Genomic DNA, 25,750 nt, shown 5'->3' on the forward strand with positions numbered 1-25,750 from the left:
CATGGCCGTTCGCCGCGGGCACCTGCCAGACTGGGGACGTGAGCAACAGCCTCCCGTTCGAGAGCGCCTACCGGCACGGCTTCGCGCGCGTCGCGGCCTGCACCGTGCCCGTCGCGATCGCCGATCCCGCCGCCAACGCCGACGCGATCCTCGAGACCGCGCGCGAATGCTCGGAGGACGCCGTCGCCGTCGCCGTCTTCCCCGAACTGTCGCTCACCGGGTACGCCATCGACGATCTCGTGATGCAGGATGCCGTGCTCGATGCCGTCGTCGTGCAGATCGAGCGGCTGGTCGAGGCATCCGAAGACCTCTTCCCCGTGCTCGTCGTGGGAGCGCCGCTGCGCCACCGGAACCGCCTCTACAACTGCGCCGTCGTGATCCATCGCGGGGAGCTGCTGGGTGTCGCGCCGAAGTCCTATCTGCCGACGTACCGCGAGTTCTACGAACGGCGCTGGTACGCGCCGGGCGATGACCAGCGCGGCGAGGACATCCGCGTCGGATCGCTCGAGGCGCCGTTCGGACCGGATCTGCTGTTCGCCTCGCTCGACGTGCCCGGCCTCGTGCTGCACGCCGAGGTCTGCGAAGACGTCTGGGTGCCGATCCCGCCGTCCTCCGAGGCGGCGCTCGCCGGTGCGACGGTGCTGCTCAATCTCAGCGGCAGCCCCATCACGATCGCGCGAGCCGAGGACCGCAAGGATCTCGCGCAGTCCCAGTCGCTCCGCTGTCTCGCCGCGTATGCATATGCCGCAGCCGGCATGGGCGAGTCGACGAACGACGTCTCGTGGGATGGCCAGACCTTCGTCTACGAGGGCGGTGTGCTCCTCGCGGAGACGGAGCGCTTCCCCGACGGCCCCCGGAGCTCGGTGGCTGACATCGACCTCGACCGGCTTCGGCAGGACCGCCTGCGCCAGGGCACCTTCGACGACAACCGCCGCACGCATCAGCCGCTCTTCCGCACGGTGCACTTCGAGCTCGACCCGCCCGCGGCCGACATCGGTCTCCTGCGCCCGCTCGACCGATTCCCGTTCGTGCCCGACGACCCTGCGCGACTTGCACAGGACTGCTACGAGGCGTTCAACATCCAGGTCTCCGGGCTCATGCAGCGGTTGCAGGCGATCGGCTCGCCGAAGCCCGTCATCGGCGTGAGCGGGGGGCTCGACTCCACCCACGCGCTGCTCGTCGTGGCGCGCGCGATGGACCGCATGGGCCGGCCGCGCAGCGACATCCTCGCGTACACGATGCCCGGATTCGCGACGAGCGACCACACGAAGTCGAACGCGATCGCGCTGGCCGAATCGGTCGGAGCATCCATCGAGACGATCGACATCCGACCGGCCGCAACGGAGATCCTGCAGGGCATCGGGCATCCCTTCGCCGACGGCGAGCCCGTGTACGACGTGACATTCGAGAACGTGCAGGCCGGCATCCGCACCGACTTCCTGTTCCGCCTCGCGAACCAGAACGGCGGACTGGTCATCGGCACCTCCGATCTGTCGGAGCTCGCCCTCGGCTGGGCGACGTACGGCGTCGGCGACCAGATGAGCCACTACGCCGTGAACGCGGGCGTTCCGAAGACACTCATCCAGCACCTCATCCGGTACGTCATCTCCACGGGCGAAGGTGTGGACAGCCGCGAGGCGGATGTCCTTCAATCGGTGCTCGACACCGAGATCTCGCCCGAGCTCGTGCCCGCGGGCCAGGACGGGAAGCTGCAGTCCACCGAGGACCGCATCGGGCCCTACGCGCTCCACGACTTCGCGCTCTTCCACGTCCTGCGGTACGGCTTCCGCCCGTCGAAGATCGCCTTCCTCGCGTCGCGCGCGTGGTCGCATCCGGATGCCGGAGCCTGGCCGCCCGGCTTCCCCGACGAGGACCGCTACGCATACGACCTGCCGACCGTCGCGAAGTGGCTGCGTGTCTTCCTGCAGCGCTACTTCGCGTTCGCGCAGTTCAAGCGGTCGGCGATCCCGAACGGCCCGAAGGTGTCGCCCGCGGGCTCGCTCTCGCCACGGGGCGACTGGCGCGCGCCGTCCGACGGGAACGCTGCGGTCTGGCTCGCCGAGCTCGACGCGACCCTCCCACCCGCCTGATCGCTCCGGCGTGGGCCCGATCAGTCGGGCGGACTCAGTCGATGGCGGGAAGAGCGTGCCGATCGACGAGGCTCAGGCGGGCGCGGGCGCGTACGCGAGCGTGATGATCCAGCTGTCGCGCGAGAGATCCACGAGGTTGTAGTGCACCTTGCGATCGGGGATCCAGCCCTTCGTGAGCGGGCTGTCCAGCCGCACGTGGTCGCCCTGCACGCGCGCACCACGACCGTCCGCGTCGCGGATCGCCTGCACGCGCGTCCAATGCGCGATGAGCTTGCCGAGGTCGCTCACGTCGGGAAGATGGGAGTGGCGCGTCATCGTGTGCAGCTCGACATCGTCGGGGTGGGAGTCGCGCAGATCGAGGCCCACCGTGATGTCCGGATCGTGCAGAGCGACGACGGAAGCGGCGCGGAAGTTGGCATTGCGGATCGCGTACGGGATCGGCTGGCCGTCGACTTCGGCGATGAGCTGCGTATGAAACCCGAACTTGCCCGGAGCCTCGCGCTCGACGCGCACATCCCTCTCGTCGACGCCGAGCTTGGCTGCGACGAGCTCCGTGGCGAGCATGCGCTTGCGGTCGTGCTCCGCCAGCTTCGGATCCCAGCCGAGCCGAGCCGAGATGCCGGCCGGAGTGTCGAGCAGAACGGATTGCATGGTCCACCTCTTTCGCGCGGGACGTCGTTCTTCATCTTGGCCGGTCCCGACGCGGAGCGGTAGGCGACGCCGCGGTGAAAGGATGGATGCATGGCGCGACGCGCGACGGTGATCGGCAGCGGTCCCCACGGACTCGCCGCAGCGGTCGCCCTCGCGCGCGCGGGCTACGCGGTCCGCGTGGTCGAGGCATCCGGAACCGTCGGCGGCGGCGTGCGGACGGCCGAGCTCACGCTCCCGGGCTTCCGCCACGACGTCTGCTCGGCCGTGCACCCGGCGGCGTTGAGCTCGGCGTTCTTCCGCGCGTTCGGACTGCGCGAGCGGATCGAATGGGTGGTTCCGGATGCCTCGTACGCACAGCCGCTCGACGGCGGACGAGCCGCGATCGCGTGGCGCGACCTCGAGCGCACCGCCGCGGGGCTCGGCCGCGACGGCGACGCGTGGCGCGCGCTCGTGCGTCCGCTGACGCGGCACCTCGACGAGATCCTCGAGTACACGGGCGATCAGCTGCTGAGGGTGCCGCGGCATCCCGTCGCCGTCGCCCGCTTCGGTGCGCGCGTGCTGCAGACCGGCACGAGTCTCGACCGGCTCACCTTCTCGACCGAGGAGGGCGCGGCACTGCTCGCCGGAGTGCTCGCGCACGCCAACGCCCCGATGCCGTCGCTCGGTGCCGCAGCATCCGGGATCTTCCTCGCCGCGCACGGGCACGCCGGCGACGGGTGGGCGTACCCGCGCGGCGGAGCGCAGCGGATCGCCGATGCACTCGTGACCGACCTCGAGGCGCACGGCGGCACGGTCGAGACCGGCGTCCACGTCACGAGCCTCGACGGCTTCGATGCCGGCGATCCCTCACGCGGCGATGTGCTGCTGCTGGACACCTCGCCGCGGCTCGCGCTCACGCATCCCGCCGTTCCGCCCTCGTATGCGCGGGCGATCGGCCGCTACCGCTACGGCCCGGCAGCGGCCAAGGTCGACTTCGCCCTCGATGGTCCGGTGCCGTGGGCGAATCCCGACGTCGCGCTCGCGCCGACGGTGCACCTCGGCGGCACGGCGGACGAGATAGCCGCGAGCGAGAACGCCGTCGCGGCCGGGCGTGTGAGCGAGCGCCCCTACGTGCTGTCGGTGCAGCCGTCCGCGCTCGACGATTCCCGCGCGCCCGAAGGCAAGGCCGTGCTGTGGGCGTACATCCACGTCCCGATGGGATCGACGCTGGATGCGACGGAGCTCGTCATCCGCCAGGTCGAGCGCTTCGCACCGGGGTTCCGCGAGCGCATCCTCGCGTCGAGCAGCCTGAGCGCCGCCGAGCGTGCGTCGTACAACCCCGCCGACATCGGCGGAGACATCCTGGGCGGCGCCTTCACGATGAGTCAGGCCTTCCGCCGACCCGTGATCTCGCGCACACCGTGGCGCACGCCCATGAGGGGCGTCTATCTCGCCTCGGCCTCGACACCGCCGGGCCCGGGCGTGACGGGAATGGCGGGGTGGCTCGCGGCACGCCAAGTGCTGCGGGATGCGGGAGCCCCGGCATCCCTCGACGACCTCTTCCCCCGCTGAGGCGTCGATGGGTTCACACGCGCCCAGCTCCGGCCTCATCGAATCGACTTCGTATTCACGAAGCGACCCGTCGCGAGCGCACATGGGGAGTCGTTTCGTGAATACGAAGTGGTCTCGCGACGCGATCGGACCCACGAAGTCGCGCAGCCCGACGCGGGCAGGGTCAGTCGTCGCGGCCCTTGCGGCGCGCGGTGAGGTCGACGATCGCGACGATGAAGGCGAGCCCGAGGAAGACTCCGACCGCGATCATGCCGAAGGCGTACGCGTCGTGGTAGACGACGATGTCGGTCGCGCCGCCCGTCTCGCGGTAGATCGTCGCGTAGAACAGCGACAAGCCGACCGCGGTGCCGACGGCGGTGCCGATGCGTTGCCCGAGCTGACCGACCGATCCCGCGACTCCGCCCTGCTTGACGGGCACGTCCGCGAGGGTCAGGGTCTGGTTGGGGGCGATCACGAGTCCGCCGCCCGCGCCGCCGACGATCATGATCGCCGCCATGACATAGGGCGTCCACGCCGGGTCGGTGTACAGCGCGGCGGCGACCAGGCCGCCGACCGACGCCAGGATCGCGGCGAGCCCCCATACGACGACGACGCGGCCGAAGCGATTGACGAGGTTGCCGCCGATGACCGACGTGACAGCGCTCGCGAGGGCGAAGCCGATCGAGATCATGCCGGCGAACACCGGCGCCAGCCCCAGCCCCTGCTGCAGGAACAGCGTGCCGAGCAGGAACATCGCGGGCGCCGCCGTGAAGTACGCCGTCTGCAGCAGCGTGCCGTTGCGATACGACCCGATGCGGAAGAGCTTGAGTGGGATGAGCGGGCTCTTGCCGCGGCTCTGGTACCGGCGCTCCCATGCGATGAAGGCCGACACGAACAGCGCGAACGCGACCAGCAGCCACCAGCGCGCCGGATTGTCGGTCGGCGCGCCGGTCGTGAACAGGAACGGCCACATCAAGGCGACGACGGATGCCGCGAACAGCAGGAGCCCGAAGGGATCGAGCTGCACGGGCCTCGAAGAGCGCGTGCGCGTCTTGGGCAGCATCCACAGCACGAGGGCGATCGCGATGAGGCACAGCGGCACGTTCATCCAGAAGATGAGGCGCCAGCCGTCGGTGTCTCCGCCGATCGCGATCAGCAGGCCGCCGAGCGTCGGACCGAACGCCGTGGCGACACCGATCGTCGCGCCGAAGAGCCCGAACGCGCGGCCGCGTTCCGCGCCCTGGAAGAGCTCCTGAGCCATGCCGAGCACCTGCGGCATCTGGATTCCCGCCGCGACGCCCTGGAACAGCCGCGCGATGATCAGGATCTCGGACGTCGGCGCGAGAGCGCAGGCGATGCTCGTGAGCGTGTAGAGCGAGAGACCGACCACGAACAGCATCCGACGGGAACGCTGGTCGCCCAGACGCCCGGCGGGCACGAGCACGAGCCCGAAGGTGAGCACGAAGCCCGAGACGATGAGCTGCAGCTGCGTCGAGTTCGCGTCGAGCACGTTGCCGATGGAGGGCAGCGCGACATTGACCTTGGTGAGGTCGAGGATCGTGATGGCCGCGACGGCGACGCAGACCCAGAACGCGCGCCATCGCGCACCCGACGACAGCGGAATGGCTTCGGTCTGGGGCGCAGCGGTCGTCACCGGCTCAGGCTATCGCCGTGACGAGCCGAGGGGGCCGGTCGCGCGAAACGCAGCCTCCGCCTCCGGGTGGCGTGGGATGCCGAGGTCCGGGGAGCCGGTCGGTGACGCGAGCGATCTCGGCACCTCGACGATCGATCGCACTCCAGCCTGGGACAATGGGACGGTGAAACTCCTCGTCGCTGCTCTCGATGCCGAACTCGTCGCCTTCCCCGAGACCCTTCCCGGGTTCGACCGACTCGTGACGGGCCCGGGCAAGCTGCAGGCGACCTACGCCCTCACACGCGCGCTCGACGCGACGGAGTACGACGAGATCCTCGTGGTCGGCACGGCCGGGGCGATCGACCGACGTCTCGATGCGATCGTCTACGACGTGGATGCCGCGATCCAGCACGATGTCACCGACATCGACGGCGTCGTCGGGCAGCACGTCTCCCTGCCGCCCCGCGTAGAGCTCGGCCGCGAGGGCGTCACGATCGCGACGGGCGATCACTTCGTCGACGACTCCGAGGCGGTGCAGGTCATCCGTCCGCTCGGTGCCGGACTCGTCGACATGGAGACCTACGCCTACGTGTGGGTCGCGCAGCAGTTCGGCATCCCGATCCGTGTCCTCAAGTCTGTCTCGGACCGCGCCGAAGGCGACGCGATCACCGATTGGCGCACGACCGTCGCCGCATGCAGCGCGCAGCTGCGCGACGTCGTGCGCGCCGAATACGGAGTCTGAGCGTCAGGACTCGTGGCCGCTGCGCGCGAACGCCGCCCGCAGAACGAGGAAGACGAGCAGCGCCACCACGGCGACGATCACGAGCTTGCCGATGAACCACAGAATCGAGAACAGCACGTTGACGAGCACCCACGCGATCACGACGGCGACGATCACGCCGATGATGGTCCACACAGTGTTCTTCGTCATGCGTTTAGCCTAGAACGTCCCCCAACACACAGCAGACGCAAGGAATCCATGTCGAACCCCACCGATCCGACCGCTTCGCACCCCGACGCGCAGCCCGCCCCCGTCTCCGGCGAGCCCGCCGCGGTCGACCCGAGCGCACAGCCGACCGAGGCCTACGCCCCGGTAGACCCGAGCGTCCAGCCGACCCAGGCCTACGCGCCGGCCGACCCGAACGCACAGCCGACCGAGGCCTACGCGCCGGTCGACCCGAGCGTCCAGCCGACCCAGGCCTACGCGCCGGCCGACCCGAGCGTCCAGCCGACCGAGGCATACGGTCAGCCCGGATACGGCGCACCCGCGACCAAGGCTCCCGACACTCGCTCGAAGAGGCTCGCGTGGATCGCGCTCGGCGCCGGCATCCTCGGCTTCATCCTGGTGCTCGTCGCCTTCATCCCGATCCTGTGGGTCTCGCTCGTCCTCGCACTCATCGGCGGCGCGCTGCTGCTCGCCGCGCTGATCGTGGGCATCATCGCCCTCGCGGGCAAGAAGCACGGCGGCAAGGGAATCGGCATCGCGGCGATCATCGTCTCGGTGGTCGGCGGCGTCCTCTGGGTCGCCGCGCTCGTGTGGGCGCTCGCGGTCATCGGCCTCGCGGCCACCGGGACCAGCCTCTCCGACCTCGGTGACTCCACCGCCGTCGAGTCCGAGGCCCCCGCCGAGTCGGAGACCGGGACGGAGACCGAGACCGACTCCGGCGAGGAGGCCGCCACGGGTGCATACGATGAGGCTGCGTATCTCGCGCAGGTGCGCCCCGAGCTCCTCGCGATCATGCAGGAGGTCGACCCTTCGGTCACCGAGGAGATGCTCGGCCAGATCTTCACCGACGAGTCGCTCGTGTCGACGGGTGAGAGCTTCCTGCTCGCCGGCGAGGCCGCCCGCGACACCTTCGTCAGCTCGATGTCGGAAGCCGACCTCTTCACCGAGGACCAGGCGGTGCGCTTCTACGACGTCATCTTCGATGCCGCCCAGGAGCACCTGGTCAAGTAGTCGCGCGAGAGTCAGCGGCGCGGCATCCCGATATCGGATGCCGCGCCGCCGTCGTTCGCCGGGCTACGAAACCCACTGCGTGCGCGCCCACGTGACGGCTGCGAGCGTCGCCTGACCGCTCAGCGACGGGTGGAAGTAGTCCCGCATCGAGATATCCGCCTTCGAGAACGCGTAGTTCGCGACGGCTCCCCCGTCGTACCGGCACTTCGCGACGGAGGCGCACGCGAGCGCGAGCGCCTGGTTGTACTCGTCGACGCGCTGCTGCACGGCGGCGCGGCGCTGCACGTCCGCGGTCGCGGTGCTCGTGGGCTTCTCGAGCATCGACTGGCAGATCTTGAGCAGCCCCCACACGAGCCGAGCGGATGTGCTCGACTTGTTGAGGTCGTACATGCGCTGCAGGCTCGGGATGCTGGCGACGAAGATCTCAGGCGAGGCCGGGCTCGCGGCGAGCGCCGAGAGCGCGGCCTGCACGTTCGCCTGGAAGGTCGCCGTCGGGGTCATGGCGCCGACCGTCCTGGTGCACGCGTCGTTGGCACCGATCTCGATCGTCACGTACTGGGCTCCCTGCGTGACCGCCTTCTGCGCCTGACCGGGGAGGGCGTTCGAGGCAGCACCCGAGACCGCGTTGTTGTAGGCGACGAGGGATGTCGCACCCGCCGCGCGCAGGCGCGACGCGTGCGAGTTCACCGACGCGGTCGAGCCCGTCGACCAGCTGTTCGTCGGACAGCTGATCAGGCCGCTGCACGACATCGCGGCCTGCGTGATGGAGTCGCCGAGCGCCGCCATCCTCGCGGGCGAGGGCGGAGCGGCCGTGGCCGCACCCGCGCTGAAGAGGCTTGCTGAGACGAGCAGGGTGGCCACTGCCGCTGCGGTGAGAGCACGACGCCCTCGAGTGAAGATGTGCACGAACGACTCCGATCGGTTCACGACGATGTGGACGACGGGTCGCCGACGACGCTGCGCCGGCGAGTGGTGGAACAGGGCGCGGCGAGCCGCGGCCGGACGGGTACAGGCGAGACGGGTTACCGGCCTCCACGGCCGATCTCGCGGTCAAGCTACACCCGCGCATCGCACCTCGACAAGAGGGCGGTGCGCGATCAGGCGGGGAGGGGAGCGTCCTGCCGGATGACGCTCGGTCCGTGCGCCGTCGCCTCGACGACGAGCTGCGCCGGGAGCTGTTCCTTCATCGCCGCCACGTGACTGATGAGGCCGACCGTGCGTCCGCCTTGGCGGAGCTCGTCGAGCGTGCGCATCGCGAGATCGAGCGTGTCGTCGTCGAGGGACCCGAAACCTTCGTCGACGAACAGCGTGTCGAGACGCACGCCGCCCGCTCGAGACGTGACGACTTCGGCCAGACCGAGCGCGAGCGCGAGCGACGCGAGGAACGTCTCGCCGCCCGACAGCGAGTGCGGCGTACGGGGCTGCCCGGTGTGGGCGTCCATGACCTCGAGCCCGAGGCCCGCGGCCCCGCGCCCTGCTCTCGCATCGCTGTGCAGCAGTCGGTAGCGGCCCGCGGACATGTCGTCGAGGCGCAGGTTCGCGGCGGCGACGATCTCTTCGAGCTCGGCGGCCAGGACGAACGACTCGAGAGTCATGCGATGCGTGTTGGGTGCGCGACCCGCCAGCGTGTCGGCGAGGCGCACGATGACGGCATGGTCGGCGGCGGCGCCATCGATCGCGGCGTGCGCGTCGGTCGCTCGATCGACGAGGTCGCGCAGGCGTGCGGCCGTCTGCGTCGACGCAGCGACCGCATCGACCGCCGCGCTCCATCGCTCTCGGGCTTCGATCTGGCGCACCGAGGCGGCGGCGAGATCGACGAGCTCTTCGGGCTCGCCGGCGAGCGCGAGCTCGAGATCGCGCAGTCTGTCGCGCTCAGCGCGGATCGCGGCGTCGTGCTCGCGGATCTCGGCGTCGAGCGCGGCCCGGACGGCCGCGTCGCGAAGCCCCGAGGTCGCCTCGTCGGATGAGGAGAAGACGGATGCCGCGACCCGCCCATCCAGGTCGGCGCGGACGCGCGCGAGCGCTGAGCGGGCGGAGTCGGCGGCGGCCTCGGCGCTCAGGAGCGATGCCGCACGCGAGCGGCGCTGGTCGGCTTCACGGATCCGCTCTCGGACGGAGTCGAATCCCCCCTTCGCCGCATCGACGGCGGACCGGTCGAGCGCCGCTGCAGCCTCGGCCGCCACCAGGGCGTCACGGACAGCGGCGAGCTGGGCGGCCAGAGCGTCGCGCTCGAGGGCGGATGCGGCATCCATCTCGACGAGCTCCTCGCGCTCGCGCGCGAGCAGCTCGCGGCGCGCCGCGTCGGCGCGCGCGGTCTCCACGGCGCGTGCGGCTTCGCCCTGCGCGAGATCGAGGACGTCGGCGCTCTCGCCTCCCGCGCGCGCCGCCGCCTCGGCATGGGCCGCCCGGGCAGCGCGCGCCGCGTCGGCGGCGGCCTTCTCCACGGCTGCCGCGCGGTCGCGGGCCGCCTCGGCGAGCTGGATCTCGTCATCGGTCACGGGGGCGTCGGACGCCGGGGCCGGATGCGGGTGCGCGAGCGAGCCGCAGACGACGCAGGGCTCGCCGTCGACGAGGCCCGCGGCCAGCTCGCCCGCGTGACCGGCGAGGCGCCGCTGCAGGAGCTCCGTCACCGCCGCGCGATCCCGGTCGAGGAGCATGGACGCTTCGAGGTAGGAGGATTCCGCCACGGTCAGCTCGTCGGCGAGGATGGCCGCCTCGCGGGCCGCCGCCCGTCGCGCGTCGAGGACCGCCAGCGCGGCGGCCGCGGCCTGCAGCCGCGACTCGGCCGAGCCCAGCGTCTCCAGCTCGTCGCCGATCTCGTGAAGCCGCACGGGAACGAGCGCTCGCGCGGCATCCATCGTCGCGAGTGCGTTCTCGAGGCGTGCGGACTCTTCGCGATCGTGGGCGAGCGTCGCCTCGGCGCGCACGAGCGACTCTTCGCGCTCGGCCGCGAGCGCCCACACGGCGAGGCTGCCGGTGAGCTGCTCGACCAGACTCGAGAGACCCGCGGCATCGAGATCCGCCTCGTCGGGCGATGCGGTCGCCCACGCGGCGCGCGCACACTCGACCGCGCGGACCGCCCGGTCGTCGTCGAGCGCTGCGGCCTCAACGGCCTCGAGCGGCGCGCGCAGCGCCTCGGCGGCGTTCGAGCGCTCGAGAGTGGAGCGCCGCGCGGCGATATCGGGCGCCCGGGCTTCGAGGGCCGCGAGCGCTGTGCGGGCCTGAATCCGCTGCTCCTGTCGCGCGCGAAGAGCGCGGGCCTCGACGAGGGCGCTCTCGGCATCGCGGTGCGCCACGTCGGCGGCGGTGCGCTCCAGCGTCAGTGCGCCGACTCGATAGTCGGCGCGCTGAACCCCCACCGAGACGGCGGCGATGCGCTCGGGCACGGCGCCGTCGGTGACGAGCTCACCAGCGTCGAGGTCGTTCGACAGCAGGCGCTCCGCCTCGAGGAGCAGCAGCTGCACGCCTTCGCCGGCGGAGGACAGCGCGCGCTCGGAGTCCTTGCGGTGCTGATCGAAGGCCGTCTGGTAGTCCTCGTACGTGCGCGTGCCGAAGAGCCGGCGCAGCAGGCGCTGCCGCTCGTCGTTCTTGGCGAGGAGGAACTCGGCGAACCGGTTCTGCGCGAGCAGGATGACCTGAAGGAACTGCTGCTGAGACAGCCCCAGGATCTCGTCGAGCTCTCGTGCGACGTCGACCGGGCGCGCGGCTCGGCCGATCCACGCGCCGTCGATCCGCTCTTCGAGCTGCGCGCGATGCGGCTCGGTCGTGAGGCCCGTGCCCCGCTGCTTGGGTCGGTCGTACTCGGGCGAGCGTGTGACCCGCCACCGGCGACCTCGGGCGGTGAACTCCACCGAGACGGTCGTCGGGTCTTCGGGCGCGCAGTGATCGCTGCGCAGGCGCTTCTCGGCGCCGTCGTAGCGCGGGGCACCCCCGTAGAGCGCAAAGCACACACCGTCGAGCACGCTCGACTTGCCCGCGCCCGTGCGACCCGCGATCAGGAAGATGCCGTCGTCGGCGAAAACGTCGAAGTCGATCGTCTGCCGCTCGCGGAACGGCCCGAAGCCCTCGAGCTCGAGCCGATGCAGCCTCATGCCGAGACCTCGGCGAGCGACCGCTCGTCGATGACGTCGCGGATGAGCTCGAGCTCCCGCTCGGACGCGCCTTCGCCCTCCCGCACGTGCACGAGGAACGCGTCGATCAACTCGGCGTCCGAACGGGCGGCGCGCACGCGCCCCGCGTAGGTGAGGCCGTCGGCCTCACGCACCCCCTCGGGGGTGTGCACGACGGTCGCACAGTGGGGGAACCGCGTCAGGAGCCGGCGCATAGGATCGGGCTGCGGAGTCGCATCGGTGTACTGGGCGCACACCCACGATTGCTCCGCACCGGCGAAGTCCGTGGATGTGAGCAGCTCGTCGAGCGTGCCGCGCAGCGTCTGCAGCCGGCGGGGGACGGGGAGATCGAGCCACTCGACGGCCGCGAGGCCCCCGGCATCCAGCTCGACGAGCCACGAGCCGCGCGGCTTGTCCCCCTCGCCGAAGCTGTAGTGCAGGGGCGCGCCGGCGTAGCGCACGCGGTCGGAGAGCGTCTGACGGCCGTGGATGTGCCCGAGGGCGACGTAGTCGGGACCGTCGAAGGTGGACAGTGGAATGACGTCGAGCGAGCCCTGCCGGATCTCGCGCTCGACGCCCGGCGTGGCATCCACCCCCGCCGCGAAGCAGTGCGCGATCGCGACCGATCGGCCGCCGCGCGCCGCGCGATCGTCGTTCACCAGCCGCATCGCGTGCTCGAGCGTGGCGCGCTGCGAGCGCAGCGGCACCTCGGGCCACAGGTGGCGAACCAGTGCGGGCTCGAGGAACGGGATGCCGTAGAAGTGGACCGGCCCGTCGACGTCGGCGATCGTGATCGGCGTGCCGACCGACCGCGCATCGGTGACGACGTGGATGCCCTCGCGCAGCAGCGCGGACTGGAAGCCGAGGCGTGCCGCGGAGTCGTGGTTGCCGCTCGTGACGATGATCTGCGCGCCGGCGTCGGCGAGGCCGCGCAGCGCGTCGGTCAGCAGCGTGTAGCAGGCGGCGGCCGGTGCGGCGGAGTCGAAGACGTCGCCCGCGACGATGACGACGTCGACGTCGTGTGCGCGCACCTGAGCGGTGAGCGCCTCGAGCACACCGCTCAGCGCATCGAGCGTGGCGTGGCCGTGGAACGACCGCCCGATGTGCCAATCAGAGGTGTGCAGGATGCGCATGCCTTCACGGTAGGCGCGGCTCCCGACATCGCCCGGAAGGCCCGCGGCGGGTTCGCCCACAGCGATCCGCGTGCACGCCTGCCGAGGTCCCGAGGATTCCTGCCACAGCACTGCGGACCGGCAATGTCCGAGCCCGTCCCTACGTTCTGGTCACCGGAACCCACGGAGGAAACCATGCTCTCTCTCGTCACCGCCGCCGAACACCAGTACCGCTTCGAGTCCGCCCGGCTCGACAGGGACGCCGCCCTGCGCTCGTCGATCCGCGAACATCTCGCGGCCCGAGCTGCGAGCGCATGGGCACCCCGCGACGTGGCACCGCGCCCGCGCCGCGCCACGATGGCACTGCCGTTCGGCGGGGGCGCTCTCTCGGATCCCGTGTGCGCGGCCTGCTGACGCGCGCGGATGCCGTCGGCCGCTCCCCTACGCTCGACATGTGACGCGACGCGACTTCACTCACGCCGGTGCGACCCTCGTCGCCGAGTCGCACGGCACGGGGCGTCCGATCTTCGTCATGATCCACGGCATCGGGATGGGCCGCAGCGTCTTCATCGAACTCGACGAAGCGCTCCGCCCGGGAGCGCGCACGATCGCGATCGATCTCCCCGGCTACGGTGAAGCGCCCGAGCCGCGACGCACCCTCACGATGGAGCGCACGGCGGACCTCGTGTCGGCGTACCTTCGCGCGAGCGTGGACGAACCGGTCGTCGTCATCGGCCACTCGATGGGGACTCAGGTGGCGACCGAGGTCGCGGTGCGACATCCCTCACTCGTCCGACGCCTCGTCCTCATCGCACCGACGGTGGATCCCGACGCGCGCACCGCGCCGCGCCAGATCGGGCGGCTCCTCGCGGACATCGCGGTGGAGAGCCCGAAGGTCATTCTGCGAGGCGCCCGCGAGTACGTTCGCGCCGGGCCGAGGCTGCGCGCGAAGTTCCGCGCGATGCTCGTGCACCGCCCCGAGGACTCCTATCCCCGCATCGAAGCGCCGACGCTGGTTCTGCGCGGCGAGAACGACATCGTCTCACCCCACGCATGGTGCGAGCGAGTGATCGATCTCATCCCCGATGCACGGCTCGTCGAGATCGACGGTCACGGGCACGAGACGATGATCCGGGATGCCGCACCCGCCGCCGCGGCGATCCGCTCGTTCGTTCAGTCCTGACGAAGGACGCGATCCGCGAGTTCGTCCAGGCGTTCCTCGGGGACCTCGACGCCGGACTGCTCGAATCGCTGACGGAGAACATGCACGACGGCGTCGCGATCCTGGTGACCGTCCTGCCGCGTCTGCCCGATGATGCCGTCGATCTTCGCGGCATCCGTCGCGTTGTTCTGCGACATCGCCGGCACGCTCTGCTCGGCCGCTCCTGCCAGATCGCGCTGCGTCTCTCCGGCAGTCAGGTTGTTCCCGCCGGCGTCCTGCCCGTAGTGGTCGTGGCCGTCGTTCACAGTGTCGTTGCTCATCAGGGCTCCTCGCCTCGGTCGGTGCTCAGATCCGGATCGGCGGCCTGTCGCGCGATCTCGCCTTCGACGGGGTCGTCGGGCCGGAGCACGTCGCCGGACTGCTCGATGAGATCCGGCGAGCCCGCGGCATCCGCATTCTGCTCCGACGATTCGCCGTCGTGCACCGGCTCCCACCCGCCCGGCGGGTCGGCGTCGATGACGCCCTCGGGAAGATCTCGGTCCATGGCGGACTCCTCTCGTCGGTCTCAGCATCACCCAGCCGCGAGGGCGGTGCGATGGGTTGACAACCGGATCCCGCGGCCCTATCCGGCCGCGCGGCTCTTCGCCCGATCGCGCGCGATCGCCTCGCCGACCATCTGACCGCCGCTCGTGAGCAGCGCGCGCCGCCAGGGCAGTGTGCCCTCGATCTCGATCTGGATCGACATCGACAGGATCGTGCGGATGAGCACGATGAGTCCGAGGATCGCGGCGTCCTCGAGCGAGGGCTTCGAAGTGATCGTCCGGATCAGGTCCGCCGCGACGAGCACCTCGAGGCCCAGCAGGATCGCCGAGCCGAGCGTCGTGCGCAGCACCTGGAACGCGGCCGAGCCGCCCTCGCGCCGCTGGAGGGAGCGGATGCCGAGCACGATCGCGATCGCGAACCCGACGATCATCGCCAGAGCGCCGATGGCCTCGAATCCGACCGCGATGTAGGTGAAGACGTCTTCGAAGCGCATGATCAGGCGGAATGCCGCTGACGGACGATTCCTGCACGGTCGGGATGCGCCGCGAACCAGTCCGCGACGTACCAGCAGACCGGGATCACCTCGCGATCGCCCTTCGCCTCGAGCTCCGCGACCGCCTTGTCGACGACGACGCCTGCGTAGCCGTGGCCGCGGAAGGTCGGCACCGTGTATGCGCGGGTCATCGCGACCGTACGGCCGTCGTCCCGGTAGTCAAGGGCACTCACGAGATCGTCACCGCGGTACAGGGTGTACCGCGACGCATCCGACTCGTGCGTGAAGCGAAGCTCAGTCACCCCCACAGGCTAAACCCGCCCGTCCTCACGGCGGCGCGCAGTCAGCCGTGTTTTCGCTGAGCTTCTGCGCAACCGCGCGCGGCCCGCGTCAACGGGTCACCTCGGACAGGTCCACGGCGAACACCTTCGACGCACCCTCGGGCGTCGGCTGAGCAAAGTGTCACATTTCGTCATGAACCGGATGCCGCGACCGCGCGATTTGACGCATCCGGACGCATTCGGTCATAATCGGCCTCATGACTGACACCGCACGCTCTCTGTCCGCCTGGGAGGCGAACGGGACCGCTGGCGCCATGATGGCCAGCAGCGATGTCATGTGCTGTCGAATGTGCCACTAGCACGGTGACACCCGCCGGACCCTCGCGTCGTTTCTGAACACGACCCGCAGCGAGTCCCCCGAAGCACCGGCCAGCCGCGTCGATCACGCGCATCCGGATGCCTCGCACCGCCCCGATCGGGGCAGCATCGCAGCACCCACTCGAACCCGCTCGAGCCGTCGGCCCGGGTTCACTCCCGCAAGGACCATCATCATGTCGAACACCGCTCTGCTCGAACGCCCCACCACCGCTCCCGCCCGTCACCTCCGCGCCGTGACCGCGCCGGTCGAGACCATCGCACCGCAGCGTCCCGCCGAGGAACGCGCGCTCCCCGCGGGCACCGCACCGCGCGGCTTCGCACTCTACGTCGGCATCGACGAGGCGAAGGTCGCGGCATCCGGAGTCTCGCTCGGCGTGCTCGTGGACGCTCTGCGCCGCACGCTCGCGGACCTCGCACCCACCGCCGAGACGTACGCGACCGTCGCCCTCGCCCCCGTGGGCTCGGGTGGACGCGACGTGGACGTCGTGCGCCTGGCGCTGCACGAGCCCTCGGCGATCGCACGGACCAAGAACGAGGAGCCCGAAGACGAGGACCGCGCTCCCGGCGGAGTCGTCGTCGACATCTCGCGCAAGCGCGTGCTCATCGACGGCGAGTCGGCCGCCTTCACCTTCAAGGAGTTCGAGCTGCTGCAGTACCTCGTGCTGCGCGAGGGTCGCACGATCGAGCGCACCGAGCTCGTGTCGTCGCTCTGGCAGGGCACGACCGACGACGAGGCTCCCGGTGAGCGGACGATCGACGTGCACGTCCGTCGGCTCCGCGCCAAGCTCGGCCGCTACGAGGACATCGTCCGCACGGTGCGCGGCGTCGGCTACCGCTTCGACCGTCACGCGGACGTGTCGATCCGCTACGGCCACGGCACGCCCTCGCCCGACCGCTTCTGAGCAGCGCGCGTCGTGCGCGCTGCTCAGACCCACGCGCTTTCGCCGACCACCCTCTTCGGCGAGCCCACCCCCTCCGCCCAACCCACGCACTTTCGCCGAAACCACCCGCTTCGGCGAGCAGAAGTGCGTGGGCTCGCGACGAGTGAGTGGGTTCGCGATACGGGCGGCTTCGATGTCGGCGGCTCCGGCGTAGGGTGGGCGGCATGACGACGCCGCTCACGAGGATCGCGGGGTCGCGGGATGCCGCAGCTCGCCGCGATCCGCGGCCCGTCGCCGAGCGACCGGTCGAGACGGAGTACCGTCCCCGCGAACGGTTCGATCTGCGGCGCACGGTGCTCGCTCAGCGCCGCGGCGCGGGCGACCCGACGATGAAGACGGCCGGCGCCGTGATCTGGCGTACGAGCCGCACGCCGCTGGGCATCGCGACGATCGCCCTGCGCCAGACCGCCGGCGGCTCGGTGCGCGCGGCCGCATGGGGACCGGGCGCGGGGTGGGCGCTCGCGCAGGTGCCCGCGCTGTGCGGGTCGCAGGACGACCCATCCGGCTTCGACGCGTCGCGGCATCCACTCGTCGCCGAAGCCCACCGGCGCAACGCCGACCTCCGCCTCAGCCGCACCGACCTCGTCTTCGACGCGCTCGCGAGCGCGATCTTCGAGCAGAAGGTCACCGGGGTGCAGGCGTTCGGCGCCTGGCGGCGCATCGTGCAGTGGCGCGGAGAGCGCGCACCCGGCCCGACGCCCGAGCCGATGTTCGCGCCGCCGACGATCGACGGCTGGAGGCACGTGCCGTCGTGGATCTGGCATCGCGCCGGGCTCGAGCCTCCCCAGGCGCGCACCGTCGTCGAAGCGGCCCGCCGCGGCGACGCGATCGAGCGCACCGCGAACGCCGCCGCGACGGGCGACGAGCGCGAGCGCATCCTCACGAGTCTGCGAGGGGTCGGGGCATGGACGAGCGCCGAGACCCGCATCCGGGCCTTCGGGGATCCCGACGCCGTGAGCGTCGGCGATTATCACCTGGCCCACGAGGTCGGGTTCGCACTGACCGGACACCGCGTCGACGACGACGGGATGCTGGAACTCCTCGAGCCGTGGCAAGGTCACCGTCAACGCGTCATCCGTCTCATCTGGGCGCACGGCCCGCGGGAGCCCCGACGCGGACCGCGCCTGCATCCCGAAGATCACCGCGAGCGCTGACGGCCCGACAGTCCCGGCGGCCCGCGCGCCGGCCGTCTAGGCTGTGGGCATGGCGAATCGTCGACCCGGCTGGCAGCGCGGGCACACCGGATGGGCTTTCGGCACTGCGCTCGTGTTCGCACTGGGCATCGTCTTCGGGCTCGTCTGGGGCAACGTGTGGCTCGGCGTGCTCCTCGCGCTGATCGTCTCGCTGGGCTGGCTGATCGCGTACGAATCGTGGCGCGGCCGCAGCGTCGGCGTCGAGGACCGCGACGACAACGGCGCCCAGCTCTGATCGCGTCCGACGGTCGCACGCTGTGAAGATCGCCGTCGCCGGAGGAACCGGAGCCGTCGGCGCGCACGTCGTCGACATCGCCCGGTCACGAGGCCATGAGGTCGCGGTGCTGACGCGCAGCGCCGGGATCGACGTCGTGACGGGCGAGGGAGTGGATGCCGCTCTCGGCGGCGCCGACGTCGTGATCGACACGTCGAGCGTGTCGACGCTCGACCGCGACAAGGCGATCGCGTTCTTCGAGGGCGCGAGCCGCACGCTGCTCGCGGCGGAGGAGCGCGTCGGCGTCGGGCACCACGTCGCACTGTCGATCGTCGGCGTCGACGGCTCGGCGAGCGGCTACTACCAGGGCAAGGTGGCCCAGGAGCGCGTCGTCGAGTCGGGCCCCGTGCCGTGGACGATCCTGCGCGCGACGCAGTTCCACGAGTTCGCGGAGCAGATCTACGCGCGCGCGAAGGTCGGGCCCGTTCATCTCGCTCCGCGCATGCGCACGCAGCCGATCGCGGCAGCGGAGGTCGCGGCCCGCCTGGTCGACCTCGCCGTCGCCGCACCGGCCGGGCGCGCCGCCGATCTCGCAGGACCTCGTGAGGAGAGCCTCGTCGCGATGGTGCGGGCCTATGCCGCCGCCTTGGGTCACCGGGGATGGATCCCTGCGATCTCGCTCCCCGGCGCCGCCGGGCGCGAGCAGCGCAACGGCTCGCTGCTCCCCGGTCCGGGTGCGCAGCTGGGTCGCGAGACGTTCGCGGAGTGGCTCGCGCGCACGCGCTGAGCGTCTCGCGAACCATCCCGCGCCGAACCCCTCGGACCTAGACTGATTGCTCGTGTCTCAGCGCTGGCTTCCGCTCGCCGCGATCGGCCTCTCGGTGCTCCTGTGGTCGGCGGCCTACGTCGTGTCGGGCTGGGCACTCGAGACGGGCTCCCCCGCTGTCCTCTCGGTCGGCCGCTTCGCGATCGCGCTGGTCGTGCTCGTGCCGCTCGCCGCTCGGCGTCCGGGCTTCCTGCGAGCGATCGGCCAGCCGCGCACGATCGTGCTGGGCCTGACGGGCGTGAGCCTGTACTACTCGCTCGCGAACATCGGCCTGCTCTTCACGACGCCGGGCACGGCGGCGCTGACCGCCGCGTTCCTTCCCGTGCTGACGGCGATCGCCGCGGTCACCCTCATCCACGAGAAGCTGTCGGGCCGCACGTGGCTCGGCCTGGCACTCGCGACCGTCGGCGTCGGGCTGGTCGCGGCATCCGGATTCCGCGTCGACGTCGGCGTGCTTCTCAACATCGCCGCCCTCGCCGCCTACGCGCTCTACACCGTGCTCCTGCGCAAGGACGCGGGACGGGATGACGCGCCCGACGCGATCGTGCTCGCGACGGCGACAGGCATCTGGGGCACGGTCATCATGCTCCCGTGGCTCGGGTGGGAGTTCGTGACGGGCACGGTCGCGATCCCGAGCGACGCGCGCGGACTGCTCAGCATCCTGATCCTCGCGCTCGTCGTGACGGCACCCACGCTCGTGCTCTTCAACTACGGCGCCGAGCGCCTGCCGGCCGCGATCTCGGGCGTCGCGACGGCGGCCATCCCCGCTCTCGGCTACGGGTTCGCTCTGCTCATGGGTGAACCGCTCGACCTGCTCAAAGCGGTGGGCGGCGCGATCGCGCTGATCGGAGTGATGATCGCGACGCTCGCGACGCCCGACATCGAGCCGAGTCCGCCGGGGTCGGGTCTGCCCGAGCCCGCCGACCTCGCGCCGGCCGACGGCTGACCTCCGGGCTCCCCCGCACCGGAGGCGTGCCGCACCGGGCCCCGCCCCCGCATGCTCAGCCGAGGTCGTCCGGGCGCTTCCAGTCCTCGCCGAGCACGTGCTGCGCGAGGAACGCGAACACCGTCTCGTACCAGACGACCGCGTGCTGCGGCTTGAGCACCCAGTGGTTCTCGTCCGGGAAGTACAGGTACCGGTGCTCGAGCGTGCCGTCCTCGCCCGCGAACCGGGCATTGAGCTCCGACCACAGCCGAAGTCCCTCGCCGATCGGCACGCGGTAGTCGCGGTCGCCGTGGATCACCAGCATCGGGGTGCGGATGTCGGCGACGAACCGATGCGGCGAGTGCTCGATCATCGCCTCGGGTGTGAAGATCGACTGCCAGTACGGCGAGAAGTCCGTGGTCGGACCGAACTGGTCGAGCGCCCACAGGCTCGCGTGGGTGACGATCGCATCGAAGCGGTCGGTGTGCCCCGCGACCCAGTTCGCCATGTAGCCGCCGAACGATCCGCCCATCGCGGCCGTGCGCGTCTCGTCGATGTCAGCCCGTGCGACGACCTCGTCGGTGATCGCCATCAGGTCGGTGTAGGGCGCAGCACCCCACGCGTTCCAGCCGCGCGCGATGAAGTCGAGGCCGTAGCCCGTCGACAGTGCGGGGTCGGGCAGCAGCACGGCGTAGCCGCGCGCGACTGCGAGCTGCGGGTTCCAGCGCCAGCTCCACGCGTTCCAGCTGTTGAGCGGACCACCGTGGATCCACAGCAGCAGCGGGGCCGGAGCATCCGTCTCCGGAAGCAGCAGCCACCCGCGCACCCGAGCGCCGTCCTCGGCCGTCGCCTGGACGTCCACCATCGTCGCGGGCACTTCGGGAAGCGCGACCGGCGCCGCCAGGACCGTGATCGACCCGTCGCGAGCGATCCGCACGGGATGCGAGGGGGCCATCCACGATGACCGCAGCGCGACCAGGTCGCCCGACGTGCGGTCGACGCGCACATCGGTGTACGTGAAGTCATCGGTCGTCAGTTGAGACGGCGAACCCCCGTCGAGAGGTACGCGGAAGATCGGCCCGCGACCGTCCTGGTCGGCGGTCGCGATCAGAGCGTCGTCGCCGGCGTCGAACGAGAACGACGACGGCCAGCGGTCCCACTCCTCGGCGATCCGGCGCGCCTTCGATCCGTCCAGCGCGCTGATCCAGAGCTCCTGCTCGGTCGGGCCGGCCGGCGTCCCCTTCACCGACCGCAGGTACGCGAGACGCGCGCCGTCGTGGCTGACGACGGGCGCTTCGAAGTCGACGCGCGGCTCGTCGAAGAGGATCGTGTGCTCTCCGGATGCGACGTCGATCGCGACCAGGCGGTAGCGGGCATCCATTCCCTCCGGCACGCGCAGCGCCGCGACGACCGTGCCGCCGTCCGGCGAGATGGCGACGCCGGCGGCCGCTGCGGAACGGCCGGGCTGAGGCGTCAGGTCGCCCGGACGCGGGAGCGAAGCGGGGTAGGGCGTCACCGCATCGGGGTCTGCGTCCGCGGCGGACTCGTCGCGCACCGCTCCGACCGTGTCGCGGAGCCCGGCGAGATCGAGCGCGAGCAGATGCGGCTCGGCGGGACCGAGGTCGTGATCCCAGTACCGCACGGGGTACGACTCGTGCAGGATCGCGGCGACCTTCTTCTTCTTGCGCGCAGCGCGCAGCTTCGCGTCGGCTTCGATCGTGTCGGCGCTGGGCAGCAGGTCCGCCGCGATCACGAGGCGGCCGGATGCTTCGGCCACCGCGGCGATCTCACCCACGCCACCCGCGAGCCGTGTGACCGCACGCGCGTCGCCGCCGGCGGCGGGGAGGATCCACAGCTGGCCGGACTCGTCGTCCTCGTCGGCCTCCGCGTCCGGGCGGGCGGAGACGAACAGCACGTCGCCGTCGGCCGTGAAGGCGGGAGCCGATTCCCCCTTCGCCGAGCGGGTGAGCCGCGTCGCGCCCTCGGTTCCGTCGGCCGCGACCGCCCACAGCGACCGGTCGAAGCCCGTCGCATCCTTCTTGAGTGTTGCGACGGTCAGGACGACGCGGGTGCCGTCGGGCGAGAGAGCGAGGCCCTCGATGCGCGGGATGGTCAGATAGTCGGTGAGCGAGTGGAACGGGGTCGTCACGATCACATCTCCTCGTGGGTGTCGGGGTCGCCGTCCCACAGGCGCCCGCGCTCGAGACCGGAGATCGCGGCGACCTCGGCATCCGTCAACGCGAAGCCGAACACGTCCGCGTTCTCGACCTGCCGCTCGGGAGACGCGGACTTCGGGATCGGAGTCGAGCCGATCTGCGTGTGCCAGCGCAGCACGGCCTGGGTCGGGGTGACGCCGTGCGCCGACGCGACCTCGCCCACGATCGCCTCGGACAGCAGTTCGGTGCGGCGGGCGAGCGGGCTCCACGATTCGGTGCGGATGCCGTGCTCGGCGTGGAAGGCGCGCAGCGCGCCCTGCGGGAAGTGGGGGTGCAGCTCGACCTGGTTCACGACGGGCGTGACACCCGTCTCGTCGATGAGGCGGGTGAGCATCGGCTCGGTGAAGTTCGAGACGCCGATCGAGCGCACGAGTCCTCGCTCGCGCGCCTCGATCATGCCCCTCCACGTGTCGAGCCACTTGCCGACGCTGGGGTTCGGCCAGTGGATGAGCTGCAGGTCGATGCGCTCGAGGCCGAGCGTCTCGAGCGAGCGCTCGATGCTCGCGATCGCCTCGTCGAAGCCGTGATCGCGGCCCGGGATCTTCGAGGTCACGAGCAGATCGTCGCGGTCGAGACCCGACGAGCGCACGGCTTCGCCGACCTCGGCCTCGTTCTCGTAGTTGACCGCGGAGTCCAGCAGTCGATAGCCCGAGCCGATCGCCGCGACGATCGCGGCGACACCGTCCTCGCCCCGCAGGTTGTAGGTGCCGAGACCGAGCTCGGGGAACCAGGCGCCGTCATTGAGAGTCACGTTGGGGATGCTGACCATCCCTCCATCCTGCCTCTTTCCTCACGTGAGTAGTCGGCTGCAGCCCTCGCGAGGTGAGGAGAGGACAGCGGGAGGAGGATGCGTCGGCCCCGAAACCTCGTCACCTCGGGCTGTTGTCCTCGTGTCGGTGCCCGTCCCTACACTGACGACCATGAGCGAGTTCACACGCATGACCGCGAAGCAGTTCCACGCCTCTCCCGGTGTCGAGGACTGGCGGGTGCTCTTCTGGGGGGCGCACGCGTTCTTCCGCACTGACACGTTCACCGCGGGAGCGCGCTTCGTCAGCGCGGTCGCCGACGCCGCGGCATCCCTCGACAAGAGTCCCGACGTCGACCTGCGTCCGAACGGTGTCACGATCCGGCTCTTCACGCGCGAGGACGGCGCGGTGGGGCCGACGGACGCCGTCCTGGCCGCGCAGATCTCCGAGATCGCTCGCGAGCAGGGGCTCGCGCCCGACCCGTCGGCTGTGCAGACGGTCGGCATCGCGGTGGCGCAGGCCGAAGGCGTCGACACCCGGCCGTTCTGGACGGCGGCGCTCGGCTACGTCGACCTCTTCGACGAGGACGCGATCGATCCGAACCGCCGCGGACCACATCTGTGGTTCCACGATCTGACGCCGTCCAAACCCGGCCGCGGCCGCACGCACATCGACGTGTCGGTGCCGGCCGACGTCATCCGCGCGCGGGTCGACGCCGCCGTCGCAGCCGGTGGGCGCATCGTCGACGACTCGAACGCTCCGGGGCACTGGACGATCGCATCACCCGACAACCACGGCGTCGACCTCGCCGCGTGGCCCGACTTCGAGGATCACGAAGAAGGCGACTGACCGCCGAGGCACAGTAAGGGCGCACGGCGTGCGGGTCGTCCGCTCGGCGAACGAGCAGAGCGCCGGGAAACGCCCGCTCAGCGGGTCTGGAGCATCCCCTCCGTCGCGATGTCGAGGGGCGCGGCCACAGCCTCGGCCGCATCGAGCGCGGCGAGGATGTCGTCGGTCAGGTCGTCGACATGCTCGAGTCCGATCGAGAGCCGCACGATGCCGGCGCCGGGCTTCGCCTCGCCGACGACAGGCCGGTGGGTGAGGGATGCGGGATGCTGCACGAGCGAGTCGACACCGCCGAGCGAGACGGCATGGGTCACGAGCTCGCACGCCTCGGTGAAACGGGCGGCAGCGTCGTAGCCGCCGGCGAGCTCGATCGCGATGATCGATCCGGGTCCGGCCAGCTGGCGGCCGAGGAGTCCCTGCGGATCCTGGCCCGGCAGTCCGGGGTAGCAGACGCGCGCCACCGCGTGATGGGCGCTGATCCGCTCGGCCAGCATCTGCGCCGTCGCCTGCTGCGCGCGCACGCGGATCGCCAGGGTGCGCAGTCCGCGGTGGAGGAGGTACGCGCCCATCGGGTGCAGGAGGCCGCCGGTGAGGGCGCGCACGCGACGGAGATGCTCGACCCACTCGGTCGGGCCGGCGACGACGCCACCCATCACATCGCCGTGCCCGCCCAGGTACTTCGTGGCGCTGTGGAGCACGAGGGTCGCGCCGTGCCGCGCGGGCTGCTGCAGCACGGGCGTGGCGAAGGTGTTGTCGACGAGGACGGGAACATCGCCCGCAGCGGCGACGACAGCCTCGAGATCGAGCAGTTCGAGCGTGGGGTTGGCGGGGGTCTCGACGATGACGAGACCCGTGTCGGGACGGATGCTGCGCGCGATGCCGTCGACGGTCGCCCAAGTCACCTCGGTGCCGAGCAGTCCGCTCTCGAGCACGTGGTCGGTTCCCCCGTAGAGCGGGCGCACCGCCACGACATGCGGCTTTCCCGACGAGACGGTCGCGATGAGGCACGCGGTGAGCGCGGCCATGCCCGACGAGAAGGCGACAGCACCGTCGGTGCCCTCGAGGCCGGCCAGCGACTCTTCGAACCGGGCGACTCCCGGCTGCCAGAGACGCTGATAGACCGCGCTGCGCCCGGGGTCGAGGTCATGACCCGTTGCGAGCTCCTCATACGACAGGCCGCCGGTCTCGACGTCGGGCAGTGGATTGGTGGTCGACAGCTCGATGGGCGGCACGTGTGTGCCGGCCTCGCGGAGACCGGCCATTCCGCCGTGGACGGCGCGGGTCTCGAAACGGTGGTTCTCGGGGTGCATGTCACCAAAGAGAACAGATTCCCGCAGTATCCTCAAGCATCCTCGAAGGATCGACGAGCAGCATCCCTACCATCGCAGATCCTTCCCTCAGATTCACCGACGGAGCCGCACGTGCCGCAGAAGCTTGACCTCGATCGAATCGACCGCGCCCTCTTGCGCGCGCTGTCGTCGAACGCCCGGGCATCGGGAGCGGCGCTCGCGGCCGGTCTCGGAATCGCCGAGTCGACGGTGTCGCTTCGTCTACGACGGCTGCAGGCGAACGGCGCCATCCGCGGGTACCGCGTCGAGCTCGACCCCGACGTGCTGGGTGCGACTGTTCAGGCGCTCATCGCGATCCGTCTCGCGAAGCATGCGCGCGCCGAGATCGAGGCCTTCCGGCGCACGGCCACGACGTTCCCGGGAGTCGTGAGCCTCTTCCACATGGCCGGAGCAGACGACTTCCTGCTGCACGTGCTGGCGCGAGACTCGGCCGAACTGCGCGAGTTCGTCCTGACCCACCTCACGGGGCATCCCGCGGTCGCTCACACCGAGACCAACCTCATCTTCGAGCACGCCGAAGCCGATGGCTGGCAGGGGTTCCTCGACGGGGCGTGA

General features: G+C 70.9%; 26 protein-coding genes. 13 read left to right on the forward strand and 13 right to left on the reverse strand.

Features of this window, described 5'->3' with window-relative positions:
- The first annotated feature begins 38 nt into the window (after window positions 1–38).
- Complete coding sequence (locus ACTIFV_RS10750; protein WP_439592769.1) at window positions 39–2,090, forward strand: NAD(+) synthase; 2,052 nt, start codon at window positions 39–41, stop codon at window positions 2,088–2,090.
- 72 nt (window positions 2,091–2,162) lie between these two features.
- Here ACTIFV_RS10750 and ACTIFV_RS10755 read toward each other — a convergent pair whose 3' ends face one another.
- Window positions 2,163–2,741, reverse strand: coding sequence for a hypothetical protein (locus ACTIFV_RS10755; RefSeq protein ID WP_439592770.1), 579 nt, complete (start codon window positions 2,739–2,741; stop codon window positions 2,163–2,165).
- A gap of 90 nt (window positions 2,742–2,831) precedes the next feature.
- Here ACTIFV_RS10755 and ACTIFV_RS10760 point away from each other — a divergent pair, with 90 nt between their 5' ends.
- Window positions 2,832–4,292: a phytoene desaturase family protein gene (locus ACTIFV_RS10760; protein WP_439592771.1), complete on the forward strand. Its 1,461-nt coding sequence runs from the start codon at window positions 2,832–2,834 to the stop codon at window positions 4,290–4,292.
- A gap of 163 nt (window positions 4,293–4,455) precedes the next feature.
- Here ACTIFV_RS10760 and ACTIFV_RS10765 read toward each other — a convergent pair whose 3' ends face one another.
- Complete coding sequence (locus ACTIFV_RS10765; protein WP_439592772.1) at window positions 4,456–5,925, reverse strand: MFS transporter; 1,470 nt, start codon at window positions 5,923–5,925, stop codon at window positions 4,456–4,458.
- 163 nt (window positions 5,926–6,088) lie between these two features.
- Here ACTIFV_RS10765 and ACTIFV_RS10770 point away from each other — a divergent pair, with 163 nt between their 5' ends.
- Window positions 6,089–6,646, forward strand: a complete 558-nt coding sequence (locus ACTIFV_RS10770) for a phosphorylase family protein (protein WP_439592773.1) — start codon at window positions 6,089–6,091, stop codon at window positions 6,644–6,646.
- Between the two features lie 3 nt (window positions 6,647–6,649).
- On the opposite strand, the gene ACTIFV_RS10775 is transcribed toward ACTIFV_RS10770, so the two are convergent.
- Window positions 6,650–6,835 (reverse strand): hypothetical protein, encoded by a 186-nt coding sequence (locus ACTIFV_RS10775; RefSeq protein ID WP_439592774.1) that lies wholly within the window; start codon window positions 6,833–6,835, stop codon window positions 6,650–6,652.
- Between the two features lie 48 nt (window positions 6,836–6,883).
- Between ACTIFV_RS10775 and ACTIFV_RS10780 the strand changes: the two genes are divergently transcribed.
- Window positions 6,884–7,861 (forward strand): hypothetical protein, encoded by a 978-nt coding sequence (locus ACTIFV_RS10780; RefSeq protein ID WP_439592775.1) that lies wholly within the window; start codon window positions 6,884–6,886, stop codon window positions 7,859–7,861.
- 63 nt (window positions 7,862–7,924) lie between these two features.
- On the opposite strand, the gene ACTIFV_RS10785 is transcribed toward ACTIFV_RS10780, so the two are convergent.
- The 3 genes from ACTIFV_RS10785 to ACTIFV_RS10795 form a co-directional block, all read right to left on the reverse strand.
- Window positions 7,925–8,767 carry an SGNH/GDSL hydrolase family protein gene (locus tag ACTIFV_RS10785; protein WP_439592776.1) on the reverse strand — a complete coding sequence of 281 codons (843 nt, stop codon included), beginning with the start codon at window positions 8,765–8,767 and terminating at the stop codon, window positions 7,925–7,927.
- A 191-nt stretch (window positions 8,768–8,958) separates the two neighbouring features.
- Window positions 8,959–11,952, reverse strand: a complete 2,994-nt coding sequence (locus ACTIFV_RS10790) for an AAA family ATPase (protein ID WP_439592777.1) — start codon at window positions 11,950–11,952, stop codon at window positions 8,959–8,961.
- A complete protein-coding gene (locus ACTIFV_RS10795) occupies window positions 11,949–13,103 on the reverse strand; it encodes an exonuclease SbcCD subunit D (RefSeq protein WP_439592778.1) in 1,155 nt (384 codons plus the stop codon). Before ACTIFV_RS10795 ends, ACTIFV_RS10790 begins: the two co-directional genes overlap by 4 nt.
- A gap of 174 nt (window positions 13,104–13,277) precedes the next feature.
- Here ACTIFV_RS10795 and ACTIFV_RS10800 point away from each other — a divergent pair, with 174 nt between their 5' ends.
- Both ACTIFV_RS10800 and ACTIFV_RS10805 read left to right on the forward strand, forming a co-directional pair.
- Entirely contained in the window at window positions 13,278–13,496 is a 219-nt protein-coding gene (locus tag ACTIFV_RS10800) for a hypothetical protein (protein WP_439592779.1), read from the forward strand.
- Window positions 13,497–13,536: 40 nt separating this feature from the next.
- Window positions 13,537–14,265, forward strand: coding sequence for an alpha/beta fold hydrolase (locus ACTIFV_RS10805; RefSeq protein WP_439592780.1), 729 nt, complete (start codon window positions 13,537–13,539; stop codon window positions 14,263–14,265).
- On the opposite strand, the gene ACTIFV_RS10810 is transcribed toward ACTIFV_RS10805, so the two are convergent.
- The 4 genes from ACTIFV_RS10810 to ACTIFV_RS10825 form a co-directional block, all read right to left on the reverse strand.
- The gene (locus ACTIFV_RS10810; protein WP_439592781.1) at window positions 14,256–14,564 is read right to left on the reverse strand and encodes a hypothetical protein; all 309 of its coding nucleotides are present in this window, start codon (window positions 14,562–14,564) and stop codon (window positions 14,256–14,258) included. The two genes, ACTIFV_RS10805 and ACTIFV_RS10810, sit on opposite strands and share 10 nt — an antisense overlap.
- Window positions 14,564–14,788 carry a hypothetical protein gene (locus ACTIFV_RS10815; RefSeq protein ID WP_439592782.1) on the reverse strand — a complete coding sequence of 75 codons (225 nt, stop codon included), beginning with the start codon at window positions 14,786–14,788 and terminating at the stop codon, window positions 14,564–14,566. The genes ACTIFV_RS10810 and ACTIFV_RS10815 overlap by 1 nt, the downstream gene beginning before the upstream one ends.
- A gap of 78 nt (window positions 14,789–14,866) precedes the next feature.
- Complete coding sequence (locus ACTIFV_RS10820; protein WP_439592783.1) at window positions 14,867–15,280, reverse strand: DUF1622 domain-containing protein; 414 nt, start codon at window positions 15,278–15,280, stop codon at window positions 14,867–14,869.
- Window positions 15,281–15,282: 2 nt separating this feature from the next.
- Window positions 15,283–15,582: a GNAT family N-acetyltransferase gene (locus ACTIFV_RS10825; RefSeq protein ID WP_439592784.1), complete on the reverse strand. Its 300-nt coding sequence runs from the start codon at window positions 15,580–15,582 to the stop codon at window positions 15,283–15,285.
- A 530-nt stretch (window positions 15,583–16,112) separates the two neighbouring features.
- Between ACTIFV_RS10825 and ACTIFV_RS10830 the strand changes: the two genes are divergently transcribed.
- The 5 genes from ACTIFV_RS10830 (at window position 16,113) to ACTIFV_RS10850 (ending at window position 20,059) form a co-directional block, all read left to right on the forward strand.
- Complete coding sequence (locus tag ACTIFV_RS10830) at window positions 16,113–16,841, forward strand: winged helix-turn-helix domain-containing protein (protein ID WP_439592785.1); 729 nt, start codon at window positions 16,113–16,115, stop codon at window positions 16,839–16,841.
- A 203-nt stretch (window positions 16,842–17,044) separates the two neighbouring features.
- Window positions 17,045–18,034, forward strand: coding sequence for a DNA-3-methyladenine glycosylase family protein (locus ACTIFV_RS10835; RefSeq protein WP_439592786.1), 990 nt, complete (start codon window positions 17,045–17,047; stop codon window positions 18,032–18,034).
- Between the two features lie 49 nt (window positions 18,035–18,083).
- Window positions 18,084–18,308, forward strand: coding sequence for a hypothetical protein (locus ACTIFV_RS10840; protein WP_439592787.1), 225 nt, complete (start codon window positions 18,084–18,086; stop codon window positions 18,306–18,308).
- Window positions 18,309–18,330: 22 nt separating this feature from the next.
- The gene (locus tag ACTIFV_RS10845) at window positions 18,331–19,074 is read left to right on the forward strand and encodes an SDR family oxidoreductase (RefSeq protein ID WP_439592788.1); all 744 of its coding nucleotides are present in this window, start codon (window positions 18,331–18,333) and stop codon (window positions 19,072–19,074) included.
- 52 nt (window positions 19,075–19,126) lie between these two features.
- Window positions 19,127–20,059: a DMT family transporter gene (locus tag ACTIFV_RS10850; protein ID WP_439592789.1), complete on the forward strand. Its 933-nt coding sequence runs from the start codon at window positions 19,127–19,129 to the stop codon at window positions 20,057–20,059.
- Between the two features lie 55 nt (window positions 20,060–20,114).
- Here the strand turns inward: ACTIFV_RS10850 and ACTIFV_RS10855 are convergent, their stop codons facing one another.
- Both ACTIFV_RS10855 and ACTIFV_RS10860 read right to left on the reverse strand, forming a co-directional pair.
- Complete coding sequence (locus tag ACTIFV_RS10855) at window positions 20,115–22,190, reverse strand: S9 family peptidase (RefSeq protein ID WP_439593080.1); 2,076 nt, start codon at window positions 22,188–22,190, stop codon at window positions 20,115–20,117.
- Window positions 22,190–23,023 (reverse strand): aldo/keto reductase, encoded by an 834-nt coding sequence (locus ACTIFV_RS10860; protein WP_439592790.1) that lies wholly within the window; start codon window positions 23,021–23,023, stop codon window positions 22,190–22,192. Before ACTIFV_RS10860 ends, ACTIFV_RS10855 begins: the two co-directional genes overlap by 1 nt.
- Window positions 23,024–23,174: 151 nt before the next feature.
- Here ACTIFV_RS10860 and ACTIFV_RS10865 point away from each other — a divergent pair, with 151 nt between their 5' ends.
- Window positions 23,175–23,849: a VOC family protein gene (locus ACTIFV_RS10865; RefSeq protein ID WP_439592791.1), complete on the forward strand. Its 675-nt coding sequence runs from the start codon at window positions 23,175–23,177 to the stop codon at window positions 23,847–23,849.
- A 77-nt stretch (window positions 23,850–23,926) separates the two neighbouring features.
- Here the strand turns inward: ACTIFV_RS10865 and ACTIFV_RS10870 are convergent, their stop codons facing one another.
- On the reverse strand, window positions 23,927–25,156 hold the full coding sequence (locus ACTIFV_RS10870; RefSeq protein ID WP_439592792.1) for a trans-sulfuration enzyme family protein: 1,230 nt from the start codon (window positions 25,154–25,156) through the stop codon (window positions 23,927–23,929).
- A gap of 111 nt (window positions 25,157–25,267) precedes the next feature.
- On the opposite strand from ACTIFV_RS10870, the gene ACTIFV_RS10875 reads away from it, so the two are divergent.
- Window positions 25,268–25,750, forward strand: a complete 483-nt coding sequence (locus tag ACTIFV_RS10875; RefSeq protein WP_439592793.1) for an Lrp/AsnC family transcriptional regulator — start codon at window positions 25,268–25,270, stop codon at window positions 25,748–25,750.

Source organism: Microbacterium sp. (genome assembly GCF_051860965.1).
Classification (GTDB): Bacteria; Actinomycetota; Actinomycetes; order Actinomycetales; family Microbacteriaceae; genus Microbacterium.

Bases quoted from the DNA above. Each gene is read 5' to 3' on its own strand.
- ACTIFV_RS10755 (WP_439592770.1), bottom strand. From the start codon at position 2,741: ATGCAATCCGTTCTGCTCGACACTCCGGCCGGCATCTCGGCTCGGCTC.
- ACTIFV_RS10760 (WP_439592771.1), top strand. From the start codon at position 2,832: ATGGCGCGACGCGCGACGGTGATCGGCAGCGGTCCCCACGGACTCGCC.
- ACTIFV_RS10775 (WP_439592774.1), bottom strand. From the start codon at position 6,835: ATGACGAAGAACACTGTGTGGACCATCATCGGCGTGATCGTCGCCGTC.
- ACTIFV_RS10780 (WP_439592775.1), top strand. From the start codon at position 6,884: ATGTCGAACCCCACCGATCCGACCGCTTCGCACCCCGACGCGCAGCCC.
- ACTIFV_RS10790 (WP_439592777.1), bottom strand. From the start codon at position 11,952: ATGAGGCTGCATCGGCTCGAGCTCGAGGGCTTCGGGCCGTTCCGCGAG.
- ACTIFV_RS10795 (WP_439592778.1), bottom strand. From the start codon at position 13,103: ATGCGCATCCTGCACACCTCTGATTGGCACATCGGGCGGTCGTTCCAC.
- ACTIFV_RS10800 (WP_439592779.1), top strand. From the start codon at position 13,278: ATGCTCTCTCTCGTCACCGCCGCCGAACACCAGTACCGCTTCGAGTCC.
- ACTIFV_RS10810 (WP_439592781.1), bottom strand. From the start codon at position 14,564: ATGAGCAACGACACTGTGAACGACGGCCACGACCACTACGGGCAGGAC.
- ACTIFV_RS10815 (WP_439592782.1), bottom strand. From the start codon at position 14,788: ATGGACCGAGATCTTCCCGAGGGCGTCATCGACGCCGACCCGCCGGGC.
- ACTIFV_RS10820 (WP_439592783.1), bottom strand. From the start codon at position 15,280: ATGCGCTTCGAAGACGTCTTCACCTACATCGCGGTCGGATTCGAGGCC.
- ACTIFV_RS10830 (WP_439592785.1), top strand. From the start codon at position 16,113: ATGTCGAACACCGCTCTGCTCGAACGCCCCACCACCGCTCCCGCCCGT.
- ACTIFV_RS10835 (WP_439592786.1), top strand. From the start codon at position 17,045: ATGACGACGCCGCTCACGAGGATCGCGGGGTCGCGGGATGCCGCAGCT.
- ACTIFV_RS10840 (WP_439592787.1), top strand. From the start codon at position 18,084: ATGGCGAATCGTCGACCCGGCTGGCAGCGCGGGCACACCGGATGGGCT.
- ACTIFV_RS10860 (WP_439592790.1), bottom strand. From the start codon at position 23,023: ATGGTCAGCATCCCCAACGTGACTCTCAATGACGGCGCCTGGTTCCCC.
- ACTIFV_RS10865 (WP_439592791.1), top strand. From the start codon at position 23,175: ATGAGCGAGTTCACACGCATGACCGCGAAGCAGTTCCACGCCTCTCCC.
- ACTIFV_RS10870 (WP_439592792.1), bottom strand. From the start codon at position 25,156: ATGCACCCCGAGAACCACCGTTTCGAGACCCGCGCCGTCCACGGCGGA.